Origin of the sequence: Actinomadura sp. NBRC 104425, from assembly GCF_030269545.1 — a bacterium.
Classification (GTDB): Bacteria; Actinomycetota; Actinomycetes; order Streptosporangiales; family Streptosporangiaceae; genus Spirillospora; species Spirillospora keratinilytica.
The window spans coordinates 17259-36216 of record NZ_BSTN01000001.1; the positions used below are offsets into that span (position 1 = coordinate 17259).

The following is an 18958-nucleotide window of genomic DNA, read 5'->3' on the forward strand; positions in this document are numbered from 1 at the left end:
GACCGGCGTCCGGGGCAGAACGCGGGGCCCGGGCGTGTCACGGCGCCGTGGCGTGCGGCTCGCAGCCGTCCACGGGGCGGAGCATGCGGGTGAGGTGGTCGCGGGCGAAGGCGCGGATGTCGTCCTCGTCGTCCAGCCTGAGCCCGCCGCCCGGGACGAGCAGCAGCGACAGCGCCACCCGCAGCAGCACCTCGGCGACCGTCTCGTAGTCCTCGGCGGAGCCGGGACTGGCCCGGCGCAGCCGGTCGGCCAGGATGTCGCGGGCGGCCAGCAGCACCGCGCCGCCGTTCATGCCGAGCTGGTCGACGAACACGTCCGGCTCGCTCTGCAGCACCCGGGTGATCAGCGGATGGGTGCGGGCGCCGCGCAGCCCCACGACGAACCCCTCCACCACCGCCTCCTCCGGCGTCGGCAGGCCCTCGGTGGCCTCGGAGATCGCGGTCAGGAAGCGGCGCACCTCGCGCAGGATCACGGCCTGCAGCAGTTGCTCCTTGTTGGTGAACCGCCGGTAGATCGTGGTGCGCGCGACCCGGGCCCGCTTGGCGACGTCCTCGACGCTGACGCGGCGCAGCCCGTAGGTCTCGAACTCCGCCAGCGCGGCGTCCAGGATCCGGGCGTCCAGGTCGTCGGTGTCGGGGCCGCCGGTGCGAAGCCTGGTCAGCAGCCCTGCCTGCGCGGACGCATCGGTGGTCATAGCCGCACCCTACCCGGGAAACACGAAGCTACAATTCATGTTGTTCTGTTCCTTTTCCCTCTCTGGGGTGCGCATGACGGACGACCACGCCCCGGCCGACCCGCCGCTCGGCCCCGACTCGCTCACCTGGCGGTACTTCGGCGACACCCGGCTGATGCTGGTGGGGCCGCGCGCGGCCGTGCTGCAGAACATGCTCCCGGCGCTCGGCCAGGGCGTGCAGGACCACTCGGTGTTCTTCGCCGAGACGTTCGCCCGGCTGCGCCGCTCCGTCGGCCCGATCATGGACACGGTCTACGGCGGGCCGCGCGCCGCCGAGACCGGGCGCCGCGTCCGCGACTACCACCGCGACGTCAAAGGCACGATGCCGGACGGCTCCCGCTACCACGCGCTGGACCCGGAGACCTACTACTGGGCGCACGCCACGTTCGTCGACCACCTGATGTACGGCATCGACACGTTCGTGCGCCCGCTGACCGACGCCGACCGGCGCCGCATCTACGCCGAGTCCAAGACGTGGTTCCGCATGTACGGGGTGAGCACCCGGGCCATGCCCGAGGACTGGGAGGCGTTCCAGGCGTACTGGAAGCGCATGATGGACGAGGTGGTCGTGCCGCACCGCACGGCCCGCTACGGCGTGGGGTACGTCACCAAGGGCCTGCCCGCGCCGCGCCGGGTCGCCCGCGGCCTGTGGCACCGCGTCAGCCCGCCGCTGAACGCGGTCGCCCGCTTCCTCACCGTCGGCGGGCTGCCGCCCCGCGCACGGGAGCTGCTCGGCCTGCCGTGGAGCGCCGCCGACGAGCGCCGCTACCGCCGCTTCACCGCCGCCGTCCGCCGCGCGGGCCCGCTGTGGCCGCTGCTGCCGGAGGCCGTCCGCTACTTCCCGCACGCCCGCCGCGCCTTCGCCCGCGACGGCCGCCCGCGGGTGCGCTGACCCGGGGCGGCCGCGGCGGGCCGGCCGCCGGAGGCTAGGCGCGGATGCGGGCGTCGTAGGCCCGGCGCGCCTCGGGGTCGTAGTCCAGGAAGATGCGGTCCAGGCCGTAGCGGCGGGAGATGGCGCGCTTGAGGGCGTCGGGGAACAGGGCGCCGAGCCGCACCTGCGCGCCCAGCCGGCGCGGGACCACCACCTGCGGGCGCGGGCGGCCGATGAGGTCGACGACGGCGGCGGCCACCTCTTCGGGCTCGCAGTTGCGCTGCCCCTTGGGGCTGCGCGTCCCCGCGACCAGCTCGGTGTTGGTGAACGTCGGCAGGACCGCGCTGACGTGCACGCCCCGGTCGCGCACCTCCAGCCGGGTCGCGTCGGTGAACGCGACGACGGCGGCCTTGCTGGCGTTGTAGAGGGCCAGGCCGGGGGTCGGCAGCACGCCCGCCAGCGAGGCGATGTTGACGATGTGGCCCCGTCCGCGCGGCAGCATGCGCTCCAGCGCGAGCTTGGTGCCGAGCATGACGCCGTGGACGTTGACGTCCATGCAGCGGCGGGCGTCGGCGTCGCTCTCTTCGGTGACGGGCCCGATCGGCATGATGCCCGCGTTGTTGACCAGCACGTCCACCGGGCCGAACGCCTCCTGCGCCGCGTCCAGGAACGCGGTGAACGACTCGCGCGAGGTCACGTCGAGGGCCAGCCCGCGCGCGCCGATGCGGTCGGCGGCCTCCTTGGCCGCGGCCTCGTCGATGTCGCCGATGACGACGTCGGCGCCCTTGGCGCGGACGGCCCGCGCGGTGGCCAGGCCGATGCCGCGGGCACCTCCGGTGATCAGTACGACCTTGCTCATAGGGTTCCCTCCAACCGGTACAGGTGCACGGGCAGGCCGTCCTTGGGCGACGGCAGTGACGTGGTGTCCAGCGGCCATTCGTAGCGGCCTGGCACGCTCCAGCCGTAGCGGAGCAGCAGCTGGTGCATGATGCTCTTGACCTGCATGCCTGCGAAGTGCAGGCCGATGCACTTGTGGGCGCCGCCGCCGAACGGGGCCCAGGCGAACCGGTGCACCCGGTCCTCGCGTCGCTCGGGGGAGAACCGCTCGGGGTCGAACCTCTCCGGCTCCGGCCACCACTCGGCCATGTGGTGGTTGGTGAGCAGCGGCACGACGACGAGGCTGCCGGCGGGGATGTGGTGGCCGAGCACCGAGGTGTCCTTGACAGCGCGGCGCGGCAGCGCGGGCACGGGCGCGACCATCCGCAGCGACTCCTTCATCACCATGTCGATGGTGGTCATCGCGTCCAGGTCGGCGAAGCCCGGCACCGGCTTGCCGAGCGCGCGCGACTGCTCGCGCGCCCGGTCCTGCCACTCGGGGTACTTGGCCATGTAGTAGGCCATGGTGGTGAGCGTGATGGTGGTGGTGTCGTGCGCCGCCATCAACGCGAAGATCATGTGGTTGACGACGTCCTCGTCGGTGAAGCGGTGGCCGTCGTCGGTCTCGGCCTGGCACAGCGCGGCGAACAGGTCGTCGCCGCCGTCGCGCCGCTTGGCCGGCAGGTGCCGGTAGAAGAACTCCTCCAGCGCCTTGCGGGCGCGCATGCCCTTGTGCCAGCGCAGGCCGGGCACCGAGAAGCGCACGTAGGCGGTGCCGGCGCGGACCGCGTCGATGAACGCGCCGTTGATCCGGTCGGCCTCGGCGCGGTCGAGCTCCACGCCCATGAACACGTCGGTGGCCAGGTCGAGGGTGAGCTGCTTGACGTGGTCGTAGACGGTGAAGCCACGGCCGGGCTCCCAGGCGTCCAGGCCCGCGGCGATGCTCGGCGCCATGCGCTCCATGTAGGCGCGCAGCCGGTCCCGGGTGAAGGCCTGCTGCATGATGCGCCGGTGGTGCAGGTGCTCGTCGAAGTCGAGCAGCATGATGCCGCGGTGGAAGAACGGCCCGATGAAGTAGCTCCACGCCGGGCCGTTGGCGAACGCCTTGTCCCGGTTGACCAGGACGGTCTCGGCGGCCTCGGGCCCCTGGACGGTCACGGTGCGCTGGCCGAGCAGCCAGCCCCACGAGACGGGGCCGTACTGCTCGTAGCGCTTGCGCGCCTGCCCGAACGGGTCGCGCATCACCTGCAGGGTGTTGCCGATGAACGGCAGGCCCGGCACGCCGGGCACGGGTTTGAGCCCGCTCCCGGGCGGCGGCGGGGCGAGGATGCTGGCGGCCATGGACCCTCCCAGGCCCCCGAAGGGGAAAGCTACAAAAACGCGATTTATGTAGCTTTGTTGTAACGCACTGGACGAGTGCGCGTCCAGGGATGTTGCGGGAGGAACCATGCCCCGGGCCCGGCGGCCGGTCAGGCGAGCAGCCGGTACCCGCCCGCGGAGTCGCGGACATAGGCCCGCCCCTCGCCCGGACGCGGCATGCCCTCCGCGCGCAGCGAGTCGGTTCGCAGCCGCCGCCCGCCGGTCACCGGGATCTCGTCGACCACGCGGACCAGCGCCGGCCGCATCTCCGGCGGCACCCGCAGCAGCGCCTCGGCCAGATCGACCGGCTTGACCTCGGCGTCCGGGTCGCGCAGGCTGATCGCGGCCGCGGCGATCTCGGCGCCGTCGCCGGCCGGAACCCCGTACACCGCGACCGCGTCCACGTACGGCAGGTCGCCGAGCGCGTCGCGGATCGGGCCGGGCGGGACGATGCCCTCGGCCGTGCGGATCAGCTCGGTCTCCCGCCCCACCAGCCAGTAGTCGCCGTCGGCGTCGCGGCGGAACAGGTCGCCGGTGGACAGCCACGCGTCCCCCGGCGCGAACACGCCGCGCAGCGGACGGCGGGTGGACGCGGCCGCCCCGGGCGTGACCCGCACCAGCAGCACCCCGATCTCGTCCGGCGCGCACTCGACGGCGAGCCCGTCAGGGCCCTGCTCCGGCCGCCCCTCCTCCAGGTCGTAGCGGGCCAGCCGCACCCGCGCGCTGCCGGGCAGCGGGCGCCCCAGCGAGCCGGGCTTCCTGCCGGTCAGGTTGACCAGGATCGCCTCGGCCTCGGTGGTGGCGTAGAACTCCAGGACGCGCGCGGGCGCGAACCGCTCCTCCACCCGCCGCCACAGCCCGCGCGGCATCCCCGACCCGATGAACAGCCGCACGGCGTGGTGCCGCTCGCCCGGGTGCGGCGGTGCGTTCACCAGGTCGCGCAGCAGCGTCCAGGTGTAGGACGCGACCGTCACGCCGTAGCGGCGGGCCTCGTCCCAGAACGTCTCGGGGTCGTAGGCGGTGGCCAGCGCCAGCCGGGACCCGCCCGCCACCGCGCCGCCCAGGCTCATCAGCAGCGCCGACGGATGCTGCAGCGGGGTGATGCTGAACACGGTGTCGGCGGCCGACAGCGACGCCGACGACGCGGTGCCGAACGCCGACAGCGCCCAGCGCCGGTTGGTGATCCGGTGGGCCCGCAGGTGCTCGCCGTCGCCGGTGAAGCACACGAACGCCAGGTCGCCCGCGCGTCCCGGGTTGGGCCGGTACCAGCCGGGCACCGCGACCCGGTCGGGGTCGATGCGCTCCATGTCGGTCAGCGCGTCGGTCAGCGCGTCGGTCAGGGGAAGGCCGCGCGTCCGGTCGTCGCGGGCCCGGCCGCCGCCCAGCAGGTACGCCCGGACGCCGGGCAGCGCGGCGGCGCGTTCGGCGTTCTGCGGGTCGGCGATGATCCGGTCCACCTCGCCGAGCGCCGCCTCGCGCGCCGGGTCGCCGTCGGGGCGCAGCAGCACGGCCACGGCGCCCAGCCGGTTGAGCGCCGCCACCAGCGCCAGCGCGGTGGGCCGCGTCTCCATGAGCACACCCACCGGGTCGCCCTGCCGCACCCCGATATGGATCAGCCCGCGGACCACCGCGTCGATGCGCCTCTTGGCGGCGGCCTGCGTGTACGCGCGTCCCTGGTACAGGAAGAACACGTCGTCGGGGGCGCGGTCGGCCTGCTCGTCCAGCAGCAGCCCCATGGACATGCGGGTGTCGGCGTGAATGCGCTCCAGCCGCGCCAGCCGAGGCAGGTTCTGCCCGGCCTCCCGCGCGATCTGGCCGATGCCCTGGACGGCCCGCGCCGCCGTCACCGCGGCCGACCGGGCGGCGTTCACCCCTATGCCGGCCGCCAGCTGCAGCCCGTACGCGGCCGCACCGCCGGGCGGGGACGCGGCCGCCCGCTCCTCGCTTTCCAGCGGGCGCACGAGTTCGGGCAGGTCGCCGTCCTCGTCGCGCCACCTGACCCACCCGGCGACGGCGGGCCAGGTCTGGGCGACGGCCAGACTCCCCACGACCAGCCCGAAGTGCCCCGACCGCAGGGTCGCCTCGTACACGCGGGCGCGAGGCGCGGCGCGGCCGATGGCCCGCACCATGGCGGGCGGCGCGATCTCATCGACCTCGCCGGCGAACGCCAGCACCGGGCAGGTGATGTCGGCCAGCGTCACCACCCGGTCGCCGATGACGAACCCGCCGGTCAGCATGCGGTTGTGCGCGATGAACTGGCGGATGAACTCCGCCAGCGCCGGGCCGGGCCAGGCCACCCAGCCCTCGCGCTCGATGAACCGGCGCTGCCGCTCGCGCGGCGCCAGCCGCTCCCGGTCGTGCAGCGCCAGCACGAAGCCGACCCGGCTGCGCACCGACTTGACCGGGCTGAGCAGTTGGAAGCCGGTGCGCAGCACCCAGCCGGGCACGGCCAAGCCGCGGATCAGGCCCTCGGGGATGCGGCCCGCGCCCTCGGCCGCCAGCCACGCGGGCACCCCGAACGGCAGCCCCACGCTGGTGTCGGCCGGGCTGCCGAACGTCACCAGCGACGCGACGCCCTCGCTGCGCCGGTACGCCGCCGCCTGGTAGGCGAACATGCCGCCCTGCGAGTAGCCCGCGACGTGCACGTCCCGCCCGGTGGCCTTCCGGACCCGGTCGACCGCGTCGCTGACGGCCAGCACGTGGTCGGTGATGGTGCGTTCCAACCCGCCCGGCTCCCGCTCGGGCGCGCCGAAGTCGACCACCCACGGGTCGGCGCCCAGCTCCCGCAGCACCCGCACCGCGCTGACCCGCGAGGAGATGTCGTACACCTCCGCGGTGATCATCAGCGGCGGAACGAGCAGCACCACGGGCCGGCCTGCGCCGTCGCCGGGGTAGTAGTGCCGCAGCCGGTAGACCCGCCGGGCACCGACCACCTCGTACGGAGCGGCGTCCTCGCCGGTGTCCAGCCCGCCGAACCGGACCACCTCCAGCGCGTTCTGCGCGGTCGCCCCGAGGCGGGCGCCGAGGCGCAGCAGAGATGTCGTCACAGCGGGCATCGTCGGCCTTTCACAACGTCATGGACATCGTGTCCGCAACCGACGCCGCCGGTCAACGATCTACGTCGGCGGGAGGACTCGCGCCCCGGGCATCTTCCCCGCCTGCAGCAGTTCCCACATGTAGCGGCGGCGCGGCTTGCCGCTGGAGGTCCGCTGGATCAGCCCGCCGCCCACCACGATCGTCAGCTCGACGTCGGCGCCGAGCCTGCGGCGCAGCGTCTCCCGCACGTCGCCGGCCCACGGCGCGTCGTTCGTCTCGGCGAACAGCGCCAGCCCCTTGGTGCCGGCGCCGGGCACGCCGACGACCACGATCCGGCCCTTGCCCAGCCCCGTCAGCTCGGCGATCTTGGCTTCCAGGTCTTCCACGTAGACCGACCGGCCGCGCACCTTGATGCTGTCGCCCATCCTGCCGAGCACGAACAGCTGCCCCTCGTGGAAGAAGCCCGCGTCGCCCGTGTACACGAGCCCGTCGCCGAACCGCGTCGACTTGCCCTCCGCGCCCGCGTAGTAGCCGGGGCAGGCGGACGCGCCGCCGACGACGATCTCCCCGAGATGCCCCTCGGGCAGTTCCCGGCCGTCGTCGTCCACGATCGTCACCGGCACGTCCGGCCGGGGCGTGCCGCAGCCGACCACCCAGCCCGCCCGGGCGCCCACCGACGCGGGACCCAGCGTGTGGGAGTCCAGGACGCGCACCTTCCGCCCGAACTCCAGCGACTCGGGATCGGGCCGCACCGCCAGCGGGTCCGCGCGCCGGGCGTCCGCGGTGACCAGCAGCGTGGTCTCCGCCATCCCGTACGCGGGCGTGAACGTGTGCCGCGAGAACCCGAACGGCTCCACCAGCTGCGCGAAGACCTCCAGCGCGTGCGGGTCGATCGGCTCGGCCCCGATGATCGCGGTGCGCCAGCCGGACAGGTCGACGCCCTCCAGCTGCTCGGGCTTGACGCGCCGCGCGCAGTAGGCGTACGCGAACGGCGGCGCCGCGGTGTGCCTGGCCTCGGCGAAGCACCGCAGCCACCGCGCAGGGTCCCGGATGAACTGGTCGGGCCGCATCAGCCGCAGCTCGGCCTGCCGGGAGATGGGCGTGATGAAGCAGCCGATCAGGCCCATGTCGTGGTACAGCGGCAGCCAGGACGCCACGGCGTCGTCGTCCCGGAAGCCGGCCGTCCGGGTGATCAGCTCGACGTTGGCCTCCAGGTTCTCCCAGGTGACCATGACGCCGCGCGGCGCACCGCTGGACCCGGAGGTGAACTGCAGCAGCGCCAGCTCCCCCGGCTCCCGGAGCTCGGCCTCCCGCTCCGCCTGCCGGGGAATCCACGGCTCGCCGGGCAACCCCGCGTCCGCCATGGCCCGCCCGATCAGCGGGGCCAGATCCTGCGATGCGATCGTCACCTTGGGTCGGGCCTGCCGCAGGATCGCCGCCACATGAGCGACGTACTCGTCGCCGTTCTGGAACAGCGGCGGCGTCAGCAGGCACACCGTGGCACCGGCCGCCCACACCGCGAAGTAGGTCTCCACGCAGGTGAAGTCGGTCGGCAGGACGACGCACACCACGTCGCCGGGGGCGACGCCCGTCTCCAGCAGCGCCCCGGCCGTGCGCCGAGCCGCCGCGGCCAACTCCCCGTAGTCGCGGAACACCCAGCCGCCGTCGTCGGTCGCCAGGTGGACGCCGCGTTCGGCGTTCGGCTTGTCCAGCCAGTCCCGCAGGGCAGATGCCATTGACGTCCCTTCCCGCCGAGTAAAAACTCGGAGGTAACTTCACCAGCGCCGCGGCATCTGCGTCAACTGAAACGATCAGCAGCCGGGCCCGTCCGGGCTTCGGCGTCAGGCCCGTGCGGGCCCGCGCACCACTGTGGCGACGCCCCGCCACCCCAGCAGGAACAACGCGGTGAACAGCGACGCCACCACGATGAACGAGACCGCCGTCCCCTGCCCCGCGACGACCCGCAGCACCATGCCCACCGCCACGGTGGACACCCACACCCCCACACCGGCGGGGAGAAGCGCCTCCGGCCGCCGCCACGCGCGCGTCACCAGCCAGCCCACTGCCAGCCCCGCCAGGAACGGCCACGCCGTGCTCGCGATCCCGGGCAGGCTCGCCGCCTCCTCATGCGACGCCCGCCCGATCGTCACGAACACGAGCACACACGCGGCATCCAGCGCCGCCGCCCCAACATTCCGCACGCCCCCAGCATAAGAACCCCCACCGCTCCCCCATACACCCCCTCTGACCTGCCCCAACACACAAGCCCACGCCCGTCGCCCCCGAAGCTCCCTGGGAAGACCACCGCACACAAGCCCACCCCGACGGGCAGGGCCCCCAAGAGTTTCGTTCGGTTGTTCGATACGGCGATTCACCTGGCGGTGAATCACCTACCCCTGTGCTGCTTCGCAGGGGTCCGATTCCTCCCCCGCCTGAAGGCGGGGGTCTCCTCGGAGGTCTCCGATGAACAAGCACCTGACGAAGGCGAAGCCCCCGAACCCAACACGAAACGACGGGCGAACGGTCGGGCGGGCGTTCCAGGGACATCAAGAAGCCCGGTAGCAAGCCGAAGGCTTGCGAAGCCCCCGAGGGCGACCGACGCAGGTTCCAGGGGGCGCCCCCCTGGGAGAAAAGCGAAGAGGCCCCCGGGAAGAAGCCGAAGGCTTGCGAAGCCCCCGAGGGCGACCGACGCAGGTTCCAGGGGGCGCCCCCCTGAGAGATAAGCGAAGAGGCCCCTGAAAGCAAGCCGAAGGTTTGCTTCCAGGGGCCTCTGCCTAGTAGCGGGGGCAGGATTTGAACCTGCGACCTCTGGGTTATGAGCCCAGCGAGCTACCGAACTGCTCCACCCCGCGGCGACGGTCTTAACTCTATGGGTCCTGGGGGTGGCTCGCAAACCAATATCGTGCGTGCCGCGAGGCGGAGGGGCCGCGGCGTGTCGGCGCGTGCCGTGCTCATGCGAGAGGGACGCTTCCGACTCCGGTCCCCGCGGCCCCAGGTCCTGCCCGGTCTCGCGGCTGGCACAGCGCCAGTCCGGCGGCGGTCAGACGCGGATGGTCATGCCGTCGTTGCCGACGATGACGCGGCCGTCGTAGCCCTTGCTCGCCTTGAGCTTCCACACCGCGTCCGGGACGAGCCGCTTGTCGCCCGGGGCCAGGTGGCTGAGGACCAGCCGCCCGACACCGGCCTTCTGCGCGACCTCCCCGCCGACCCGCGTCACGTCGCTGTGGCTGTTCATGTGGTGCTGGATCTGGTCGGGCGTGAGGTTGCGGGCGGCCTTGACGATCTGCAGGTCGATGACCTCGTGGACGAGGACGTCGGCGCCGCGCGCCAGGGTGACCATGTTGGGGGTGATGGTGGTGTCGCCGCTGAAGACGACCGATCCGTGCTCGGTGTCGAACCGGAACGCCAAGGACGGGAACACCGGCGGGTGCTCGACGAGGACGGCGGTGACCTTGACGTTGTCGTCGGACATCACGGTGAACGGCTGCATCGGCGGGGCCATCGGGCCGTTCGGTCCCGCGCCGACCGGCGGCACGGCGATGTCGTGGGGCCGGACCAGATCGCGGATGTCGGGCCAGCCTTCGTCGCGCATGCGCAGGTTGAGGTCGTAGGCGGTGGCGGCCATCTGCCCGTTGATCAGATCGGTGAGGCCGGGGGTGGGGTTCTCCGGGTTGATGACGGGGCGCGCCTCCTCCGTTGCGGGCAGGGCTCCGGCGCGTCCGGGGCCGTAGATGTGGACGGGGTGGGTCATGGGATTGATGCCGCCGAACCGCAGGAACGGCAGCGTGTACAGGTCGGCGATGTGGTCGGAGTGCAGGTGGGTGATGAAGACGGCGTCCAGGTTCGCGATCTTCAGCCCGGCGCGTTCGAACTGGTCGAACGCGCCGTGGCCCAGGTCGATGACGTAGACGCGCCCGTTGACGACGAGCGCCGAGGCGATCCCGGTGCGTCCCTGCATGGGCACCGGTCCGGCGGCGGTGCCGATGAGGACGAGTTCGGTGGCGCCCTTGCGGAACGTGGGCGTCCGGGTGGGCAGCGGGGCCGCCTGGGCGGGGGACGCGGCGGCCCCGCCGACGAGCGGCAGCGCCGCGACCGCCCCCACGGCCGTGCGCAGGAGCCTTCGGCGTGCGGGGACGTGCCGCCGGTCGGCGCCCTGCGGCGTTCCGGGCTGGGTGTGGCGGTTCATACGTGATCCTCCGGGTCGGGTGGGCTTCAGGCAGAGGGCTGGGTCGGGGAGGGCGTCGGACGGGTCCGATCGGCGGGCAGGAGGGGAAGCCAGGCCGCGGCGTCCCGGACGATCTCCGCCCCGGGACGGCCGCGGCGCGGCGGCATGGGGGCGGTCGCCATCACGACGCGGTCGGGGCGGACGAGCACGGCGCCGACGCCGGCGCGCCGCATCCACCGGGCCTGCGGCCAGGCGCTCACGTCGACGACCGGTGCGCCGAGGCGCCGTGCCAGGGACGCCAGGGCGGGATGCACCGGTCCGTCGCCGAGGACGGCGAACGATTCGCCGAGCAGTTCGTCCGCGGGGCGCCGTCGTCCGTCCACCGTCAGCCACGGCTGGGGGACGAGCGTCCCGGCGAGGTGGCGGTGGCCTCCCGCGCGCGGGCGGCGCACGAGCGGACCGGCGGGCAGCCTCAGCGAGGCGGTGCGCAGGGCGGCGTCGGTGAACCCCGGCACCCGGGCGGCCCCGGCGAGCAGGAGCCGCCGCAGGGACGCGGCGCGGTCCTGGCCGCCCGTCATCGCCAGGCCGACGGTGACCGCCAGGCGGATCATCCGGGTGACGTGGTGGCGCCGTTCGGCCTGGTAGGTGTCCAGCAGCCGCTCGTCGGCGCCTTCACCGAGCACCAGGGCGAGCTTCCAGGCGAGGTTGGCGGCGTCGCGCAGTCCCGCCCCCAGGCCCTGGCCGATGAAGGGCGGCGTCAGGTGCGCGGCGTCGCCGAGGATGAACACCCGTCCGTGTCTCCACCGGTCGGCGACCTGGGCCCGGAAGGTGTACTCGGCGTGCCGCAGCAGGTGCAGCCGCTCCCAGGGGACGTCGCCTGTCCACGGCGCCAGCAGCCGGGACAGGGCCTCGGGGGCGACGAGGTCGGCCTCGGTCTCGCCGGGGCGCATCCGGAACTCCCAGCGGTGCCGGTCCTCGCCGACGCGCATGTAGGTGGCGGCGCGGTGCGGGTCGCACACCTGCTGGACGCCGTCCCAGTCGCTCAACCGGCCGGGGTGGCGGACGTCGACGACCAGCCAGCGCTCCGCGAAGCGCAGGTCGTGCATGCGCGCGCCGATGGCCTGGCGGACGGTGCTGTTGGCGCCGTCGCATCCGAGGAGAGCGTGCGTCCAGACCGGGTACGTGCGTTCGGTCGCCAGGTCGCGCAACAGCACGCGGACCGGTGCGGGACGGCCGTGCGCGGTCTGCTCGATCCGCACCACCTCGGTGCCACCGCGCAGTTCCGCCAGGGCGTGGCGATGCAGGTTCGCTCGCAGCAGGCGTTCCAGGTCCGGCTGGTCGAACAGGTTGGCCTGGGGCCATCCGTTGACACCGCCGATCCGGTCGCGACGGAACTCGGCGATGGTGCGCAGCCTCCCGTCCACCAGTCGCATGCCAGGCATGGGACGGCTGATGGCCGCGAACCCCTCGGCGACACCGAGTCGCTGCAGTATCCGCGCCACCTCGTCGTCCAAATGCACCGCGCGCGGCCGGGGGTAGACATCGTGGTGCGGATCGACCGTGAGGCTCCGCACGCCGTACCGGGCCAGCAGTGTCGCGGCCGTCACCCCGGTCGGGCCCGCTCCGGCGATCAGCACCGGGACGACCGTTCCGGGCTCGGGCGGCATGCCGTCACCGGTCATGTGGCGTCCCCGGCGAAGACGACGGCGGTGCGCTGGGTGCCGAGGTCCAGGGCGCCGTCCGCGGTGCCGATGTGGGCGGTGACGACGTCGCCGTCCCGCAGGTACGCCGGATTGCGGGCCTGGCCTGGCAAGAAGATCTTCCACTTCACGGCGGGCGGCAGCAGCTCCGCGATCCGCTGCTTGAGCTTGCCCGGCGACTTCAGCGCCGTCCCGCCGGGCGTGCCGGTGAGCAGCAGGTCGCCGGGCTGCAGGGACTGGAAGCGGGCCAGGGCGGTGAGGGCCTCCGCCGGACGGACGATCATGTCGGTGAGGGTGCGGTCCTGGCGGAGCACGCCGTTCACCGACAGCCGCAGGCGCAGGTCGTCCAGCCGGGCGAATTCCTCCGGCGTCGGCAGCACCAGGAACGGCCCGGTCGGGGTGAACGTCGGGTAGGACTTGCTCTCGTAGAACTGGCCCTTGGTGAGCTGGACGTCGCGCGCGGACACGTCGTTGGTCACCACGAGCCCGGCCACGTAGGAGGGGAGCTCGTCGTCGGTGACGGTGGCGCCGACGGGCAGCTCGGCCCCCATGACCAGGCCCAGTTCGATCTCGTAGTCCAGCAGCCGGACATGCGGCGGCTTGACGACCGGGTCGCCGGGGCCGCTCACCGAGCCCGAGGACTTGCGGAAGAACGTCGGCCGCACGGCGGCGGGGTCGAAGCCGGACTCCCTGGCGTGCGAGCGGTAGTTCACCATCTGCGCGACGACCCGGCACGGCGTGGTGACCGGCGACAGCGGCGCCAGCTCCGCGACGTCCACCGCGTCGTCCGCGTCGCCTCCGGCCGCGCGGGCGGCGGCCTTCTCCACGGCGGCGCGGTCGGCGAGCAGTTCGGCGGTCGTGCGGGCCTCGGTCGCGACGGGCACCGCGCGCCCGCCGGCCTCGCCCCACCACGCCCCGTCGGTGCGCAACACGCGGATGCTCATGAGTTCATCGCCTTCATCAGGCCCGTCAGGCGGGCGGTGTCGATCTCGTTGTCGTCGCGCAGCGCCCGCAGGACGGTGCGGACGAGGGTGGGCGAGGGCTGGACGCCCAGGAAGTCCCGGGTGACCGGCGGGCCCCACTGCGCCAGGCCCGTGGCCGTCATGGGCGCCCATCCGGGCGCGATGGAGGCGTCGAACCGGTCGCCGTCGGTGAAGTGCTCCAGCATGAGGCGGTCGGGGTCGCGCCAGTAGTCGAAGATCTGGCTGCCCTGGATGTGCCGGCCGATCCCCCACGCCCGCCGGTAGCCGCGTTCGGCCAGGTACTCCCCGCCCGCCGCGAGCGCGTCGAGGTCGGCGACCTGGTACGCAGAGTGCACATAGCCCGTCCCGGGCCCCAGGTGCATCGCCAGGGTGTGGTGGTCGGCCGGGTCCGCGCCCCGGTCGCAGCGGATGAACGCCATCGTCGGCCCGCGCTCGCGCTGACCGTCCAGGAACAGGAAGTCGCTGACGATCATGCCGAGGGTGTCGAGGTACCAGTCGAGCGCCCGGCCGAACACAGGCGTCTCCAGCACCACGTGCCCCAGCCGCTGGATCCTGGCGGGTTCCCGGGGCGGACGCTGCGGCGCGTTGGTGCGGCGCAGCGTCGTGCCGGAGTTGAGGGGCAGCGGGGCCTGTTCGGGCAGCGCCCTCAGCTGCTCGGTCCCGTGCACGACCCGGACCGGGACACCGCTGGGGTCGCGCAGCGCGACGACGCGTCCGCCGCCCGGCCCGTCCAGTTCGCGCACGTCCGTCCCGGCGGCCCGGGCCAGCCGGGACAGGTCCGACCCGTCGGCCGCGGCGAACACCGGTCCCACGAACCGGGACACCGGCCCGCGCCGGACGACCAGGCAGTACGTGCCCGGCAGCGTCCCGCGCAGATAGAGCGCGTCGGGCGTGCGGGTCGCCACGGCGAAGCCGAAGTCGCGGGCGAACATCTCGGCGCGGTGCAGGTCCGGCTTCTCGAACTCCAGCCACGCCAGGTCGGCGACCTTGATCACCGGATTGCGGGACCGCCCGGGATGCTCCCCGCGCAGCCCGCCCTGCGGACTGTGCGTGATCTCCGCCGCGCCCGCCGGGCGCGGCGCCGTCTCGTCCATCGTCATCCCTCCCCGCATCGATACTGATGAAATCATCAGCCCTGACACTATGCCAGATGAGTGTAGGAGAGAATCAATGGTGATGAATTCATCAACACTGGGATCGCCTAGAATCGCGGCATGACCTCGGCTGCGACCGGCGCGAATGCGGATGCGTCCACCACAGGTGACGGCGGCGCACGGCGGCCGCCGCGACCGTCACGGCTGGACCGGCGCAAGGCGCGCACCCGGCAGGCGCTGATCAACGCCGCTCGCGCCTTCCTGGCCGAGCACGGCACGGCCGAGGTGAGCATCCAGCAGATCACCGACGCCGCCGACGTCGGCTTCGGCTCGTTCTACAACCACTTCAGCGGCAAGGACGAGCTGTTCAGCGCCGCCATTGCCGATGTGCTGGAGGAGCACGGGCGGCTGATGGACGAGCGCACCGCCGGCCTCGACGACCCCGCCGAGGTGTTCGCCGCGTCCTGGCGCCTGACGGCACGGCTCGTCCACACCCATCCGCAGATGGCGCGCATCCTCGCCCGTACGGGCCTGTCCTACCTGGACTCCGACCACGGCATCGCGCGCCGTGCGCTGCGCGACATCCGCCGCGCGACCGAGGCCGGCCGCTTCCACGTCGACAAGCCCTACGTCGCCCTCGCGGCCGCCGGCGGCTCGCTCCTGGGACTGCTGCACCTGTGGCTGGAACATCCCGGCCTCATCGACGACGCCGCCTGCGATGAGCTCGCCGAGCAGGTCCTGCGCATGTTCGGCATGAGCCGCGAGGCCGCCCACGCCATAGCCCACCGCCCCCTCCCCGCCCTCACCACCGACGACTGACCGCAACGCCCTCCACCACCCGCACAGGCCGACACCGCGCCCGGCAGAGCACGGCGAACACGAAACGGCCCGCCCGGATGGCTCCGGACGGGCCGCGTTCACATACGAGGACTACACAAGACGCCTCATCGCCCGCGTGACGGATTCGCTGCGGACCGTGGCGGACGTCCACCGACGCCAAAGCCGACGTGGGCTTCGAGGCGGGTCTGGCGCGGCCGATGACCGCGCACCGCACGGCTAATCGATCAGGACGTCGTCGATGGAGTCCGCCGTGGCGGCACGACGCCCCCATTCCTTGAGCAACTCAGGATCCTCGCAGCCGGTAATGCGAGCCCGCACATCCTCCGGCACCTCGATTCCCCGGGCGGCGAGGATCACCAAGATCATTTCGACCGTCCCTTCCGTCTTCCCCTCGTCCTTGCCCTGGGCCTTGCCGAGGCCGAAGTAGCGGCGGGCGAAGTCGCTCTGGAACTCGTAGTTCTTCAGCTTCAACCTGGCCTCCAGGTGACGTCGCATGGTTTCGGGAAGCACCGCCACGACGATGTCATGGTAGAGCGCACGGTGATCGCCATCGAGCGCGGCGTAAGCATCGGGAAGCGCTGACAGCACCTCGGCACCGCCGGGTGCGGCGCCGTGGGCGAGGGCGGACAGGACGGCGAGTTCCGGGACACGGGCGGCGTGTTCCGGATCGGTCACGTACGGGATCTCTCGCGGCCCCAGAACGATCGGTGTCAACGTCATGCCCGGATGCCCGAGATCGATGGTGCGGGCGCACCACTTGGCCGCTGTCTGGTCCGGTGAGAGCACCAGGAGGATGACCGGGCACCGCAGGCGCGCGCGCAGTCCCATCATGTACGCCGGCCAGCTGAAGTGCTTGCCGCGGTCATGGTCGAGCTGCACCTCAACGATCACAGCGAACCGCCGGGTCTTCTCCCAGTACTCGATCACGGCGTCGGCGCGGAGTTCCGCGAGCCGGTCGTCGGTGACGTTCTCCGACCTCAGTCGCGCCTCCCGATACTCCGGGAGCGGGACTCCGAGGGTGTCACCGAGGATTTCGGCGGCCAGCACGGGACGATGCCGGAACATCTCCGATAGGGCCTCATGACGACTGGAGGGCACGAACCAACACTATACGCAGTCGAGTGACTACGTATCGCATTTGCGGATGTCGGTCTGGCGCTCCAAGCCGTCCCGGTGCGTCACCCAGGCCACGTGGCGGTGTGAGACATGCGGCTGGTGCGAGGGTGCTGTTGCTCAGCTTTGCTGGTAGTCGGCGGATGCGCGGCGGCAGGCGGCGTGCAGGAAGTGGTAGTGGGCGCCCCCGGCGTTGTCGCCGATGCCGGCTCCGGTCATCAGTCCGATGTGGTCCATCGCCGTGCCGCAGGCCGTGCAGGTGGTCTACCTGGCGTGCCGGGTCGCCTGGTAGACCGCGGCCGGACGCGAGCCGCGCGTGGGGTAGGTGCGGGCGCCGTTCGTCACCCGGACGGCGGTGATCGGCTTGCCCTTCAGCGACGTGCCGATGTCGACGGCCTTGGCGATGTCCGGGTGGGCGGCGGCCGCTTTGACGATCTCTTCGCGGATGTTCCGGGCACCGGGAGTCGGGCCGGTAGACCTTGCCCTCCTCCGCGAGCGTCCGGGCCCACTGGCTCGCCGTCCGGCCGTTGACCGTCTTGAGCCGGAGGGGTACGCCCTTGGCCCGCAGCGCCTCGCCCTGCGCCCGGCTCATGGCGACCTCGATCGGAATCTTGCCGCCCGACGGCTCACCGTGCGCGATGTCCTCGTGGTCGAGCTCAAGGGCCTTCAGCTGCTTGAGTCGGCCCGCGGTGAGCTCCGGGCCGCGTTGCGCGAAACGACCTAGGGGAAAGCGACGAGGCCCCTGGCCAAAAGCCCGCAAAGCCCCTTGGGCGCGCGCAAGCCCCCGAGGGCGGCCGACGGGGGTTCCAGGGGGCGCCCCCTGGGAGGAAGCGAAGAGGCCCCTGGGAAGCAAGCCGGAGGCTTGCGACCAGGGGCCCTACCTAGTAGCGGGGGCAGGATTTGAACCTGCGACCTCTGGGTTATGAGCCCAGCGAGCTACCGAACTGCTCCACCCCGCGGCGACGCCCTAACTCTAGGGCATACCGGAAGATCGGCCAAATCGGCCGGCCGCCCACCCCCGCCGCGGCGCGTACGGGCGGGTCAGCGGCAGGTGGGGACCTCACCCTTGCCGGTGTTGATGGCGTTGAGCGCCTGGATGGCGCCGTTCAGCGTGTCGGCGCGGACGAGGCGCAGGCCGTCGGGGCGGGCCTTGACGGCGTCGGAGCAGTTGTCGGCGGGGGTGAGGAAGATGGTGGCGCCGGCGCGCCGGGCGGCGATCATCTTCTGCTGGATGCCGCCGATGGGGCCGACCTCGCCCTCGGCGGTGATGGTGCCGGTGCCCGCGATGAACTTGCCGCCGGTGAGCGAGCCCGGGGTGAGCTTGTCCACGATGGCCAGGGAGAACATCAGTCCCGCGCTGGGCCCGCCGACGTCGCCGACGCTGATGTCGACCTTGAACGGGAACTTGTACTGGTCGGACAGCACGATGCCGACCACGGGACGGCCGCCGTCGCCCGCGGCGGTCCGCAGCGTGACCTTCTGCTCGGCGCCCGAGCGGCGGACCGTCACGGTGACCGGGTCGCCGGCCTTGCGCTTGCCCATCAGCTCGGTGGCGGCGCCGACGCGCTCGACCCGGGTGCCGTCGACGGCGACCAGCTCGTCGCCGGGGCGCAGCCGGCCGTCGGCGGGACGGCCCTTCTGCACCGCGTCGATGACGATGCGGGTGGAGAGCGGGATCTTGAGCTGGCGCAGCGCGGCGGCCTGGGCGGTCTCCTGCGAGTCGCGCATCTGCCGGGTGTTCTCCTCGTCCACCTCCTCCTGCGACTCGTTCCGCGGGAAGATCGTCTCCTCGGGGACGATCGCCACGTCGCCGTCCAGCCAGCCGCGCAGGGCGGTGAGCAGGTCGATGCGCGAGCCGGGGCCGCCGCGGTAGGTGACGGTGGTGAAGTTCAGGTGCCCGGCGTCGGGGTACACCTGCCGACCCTCGATCTTGACCAGCTCCTCACCCTTGTCGTTCTCGCCGAGGGTGTTGCTGGTGGGGCCGGGCATCAGCGCGACGTACGGCACCGGCATCAGCGAGCCGACCAGCGCCAGCACCATGACCAGGACGCTGGCGACGGCGAGGGTGACCGCGCGGCGAGACGACATGTGCGGCTCCTGGGCTCCTAGGTCAAGCGGCCGCCGGAGGGGCGGTCGGGTCGTCGGTGGGGCGTGGGCCGGGTGACGGCGCCGGGGCCGCGGGCGCCTG

At 72.7% G+C, this 18958-nt stretch carries 15 protein-coding genes and 2 tRNA genes; 2 read left to right on the forward strand and 15 right to left on the reverse strand.

What is annotated here, in order from left to right:
* Positions 1-37: 37 nt before the first annotated feature.
* Positions 38-694: a TetR/AcrR family transcriptional regulator gene (locus tag QSK22_RS00095; RefSeq protein ID WP_285491787.1), complete on the reverse strand. Its 657-nt coding sequence runs from the start codon at positions 692-694 to the stop codon at positions 38-40.
* 73 nt (positions 695-767) lie between these two features.
* Here QSK22_RS00095 and QSK22_RS00100 point away from each other — a divergent pair, with 73 nt between their 5' ends.
* Positions 768-1625: an oxygenase MpaB family protein gene (locus QSK22_RS00100; protein ID WP_285491788.1), complete on the forward strand. Its 858-nt coding sequence runs from the start codon at positions 768-770 to the stop codon at positions 1623-1625.
* A 34-nt stretch (positions 1626-1659) separates the two neighbouring features.
* On the opposite strand, the gene QSK22_RS00105 is transcribed toward QSK22_RS00100, so the two are convergent.
* The 10 genes from QSK22_RS00105 to QSK22_RS00150 form a co-directional block, all read right to left on the reverse strand.
* Positions 1660-2463, reverse strand: a complete 804-nt coding sequence (locus QSK22_RS00105) for an SDR family oxidoreductase (protein ID WP_285491789.1) — start codon at positions 2461-2463, stop codon at positions 1660-1662.
* On the reverse strand, positions 2460-3821 hold the full coding sequence (locus QSK22_RS00110; protein ID WP_285491790.1) for a cytochrome P450: 1362 nt from the start codon (positions 3819-3821) through the stop codon (positions 2460-2462). Before QSK22_RS00110 ends, QSK22_RS00105 begins: the two co-directional genes overlap by 4 nt.
* Positions 3822-3949: 128 nt before the next feature.
* Positions 3950-6886, reverse strand: a complete 2937-nt coding sequence (locus tag QSK22_RS00115) for an alpha/beta fold hydrolase (RefSeq protein ID WP_285491791.1) — start codon at positions 6884-6886, stop codon at positions 3950-3952.
* Positions 6887-6955: 69 nt separating this feature from the next.
* Positions 6956-8611, reverse strand: coding sequence for an AMP-binding protein (locus tag QSK22_RS00120; protein WP_285491792.1), 1656 nt, complete (start codon positions 8609-8611; stop codon positions 6956-6958).
* 105 nt (positions 8612-8716) lie between these two features.
* Entirely contained in the window at positions 8717-9136 is a 420-nt protein-coding gene (locus QSK22_RS00125; RefSeq protein WP_352231392.1) for a DUF3054 domain-containing protein, read from the reverse strand.
* A 517-nt stretch (positions 9137-9653) separates the two neighbouring features.
* A tRNA-Met gene (locus tag QSK22_RS00130) sits at positions 9654-9727 on the reverse strand.
* 188 nt (positions 9728-9915) lie between these two features.
* Complete coding sequence (locus QSK22_RS00135; RefSeq protein ID WP_285491794.1) at positions 9916-11061, reverse strand: MBL fold metallo-hydrolase; 1146 nt, start codon at positions 11059-11061, stop codon at positions 9916-9918.
* Positions 11062-11087: 26 nt separating this feature from the next.
* Complete coding sequence (gene mhpA, locus QSK22_RS00140) at positions 11088-12722, reverse strand: bifunctional 3-(3-hydroxy-phenyl)propionate/3-hydroxycinnamic acid hydroxylase MhpA (protein ID WP_285491795.1); 1635 nt, start codon at positions 12720-12722, stop codon at positions 11088-11090.
* Positions 12719-13684 (reverse strand): fumarylacetoacetate hydrolase family protein, encoded by a 966-nt coding sequence (locus tag QSK22_RS00145; protein ID WP_285491796.1) that lies wholly within the window; start codon positions 13682-13684, stop codon positions 12719-12721. Before QSK22_RS00145 ends, mhpA begins: the two co-directional genes overlap by 4 nt.
* Positions 13681-14817 (reverse strand): VOC family protein, encoded by a 1137-nt coding sequence (locus tag QSK22_RS00150; RefSeq protein ID WP_285491797.1) that lies wholly within the window; start codon positions 14815-14817, stop codon positions 13681-13683. Before QSK22_RS00150 ends, QSK22_RS00145 begins: the two co-directional genes overlap by 4 nt.
* A 120-nt stretch (positions 14818-14937) precedes the next feature.
* On the opposite strand from QSK22_RS00150, the gene QSK22_RS00155 reads away from it, so the two are divergent.
* Entirely contained in the window at positions 14938-15636 is a 699-nt protein-coding gene (locus tag QSK22_RS00155; protein WP_285491799.1) for a TetR/AcrR family transcriptional regulator, read from the forward strand.
* Positions 15637-15873: 237 nt separating this feature from the next.
* On the opposite strand, the gene QSK22_RS00160 is transcribed toward QSK22_RS00155, so the two are convergent.
* From QSK22_RS00160 to QSK22_RS00175, 4 genes are all read right to left on the reverse strand, one after another.
* The gene (locus QSK22_RS00160; RefSeq protein WP_285491800.1) at positions 15874-16704 is read right to left on the reverse strand and encodes a hypothetical protein; all 831 of its coding nucleotides are present in this window, start codon (positions 16702-16704) and stop codon (positions 15874-15876) included.
* 330 nt (positions 16705-17034) lie between these two features.
* Entirely contained in the window at positions 17035-17217 is a 183-nt protein-coding gene (locus QSK22_RS33630) for a M14 family zinc carboxypeptidase (protein WP_352231400.1), read from the reverse strand.
* A gap of 438 nt (positions 17218-17655) precedes the next feature.
* Positions 17656-17729, reverse strand: a tRNA-Met gene (locus QSK22_RS00170).
* 82 nt (positions 17730-17811) lie between these two features.
* Complete coding sequence (locus QSK22_RS00175) at positions 17812-18858, reverse strand: YlbL family protein (RefSeq protein WP_285491802.1); 1047 nt, start codon at positions 18856-18858, stop codon at positions 17812-17814.
* Positions 18859-18958 lie beyond the last annotated feature (100 nt).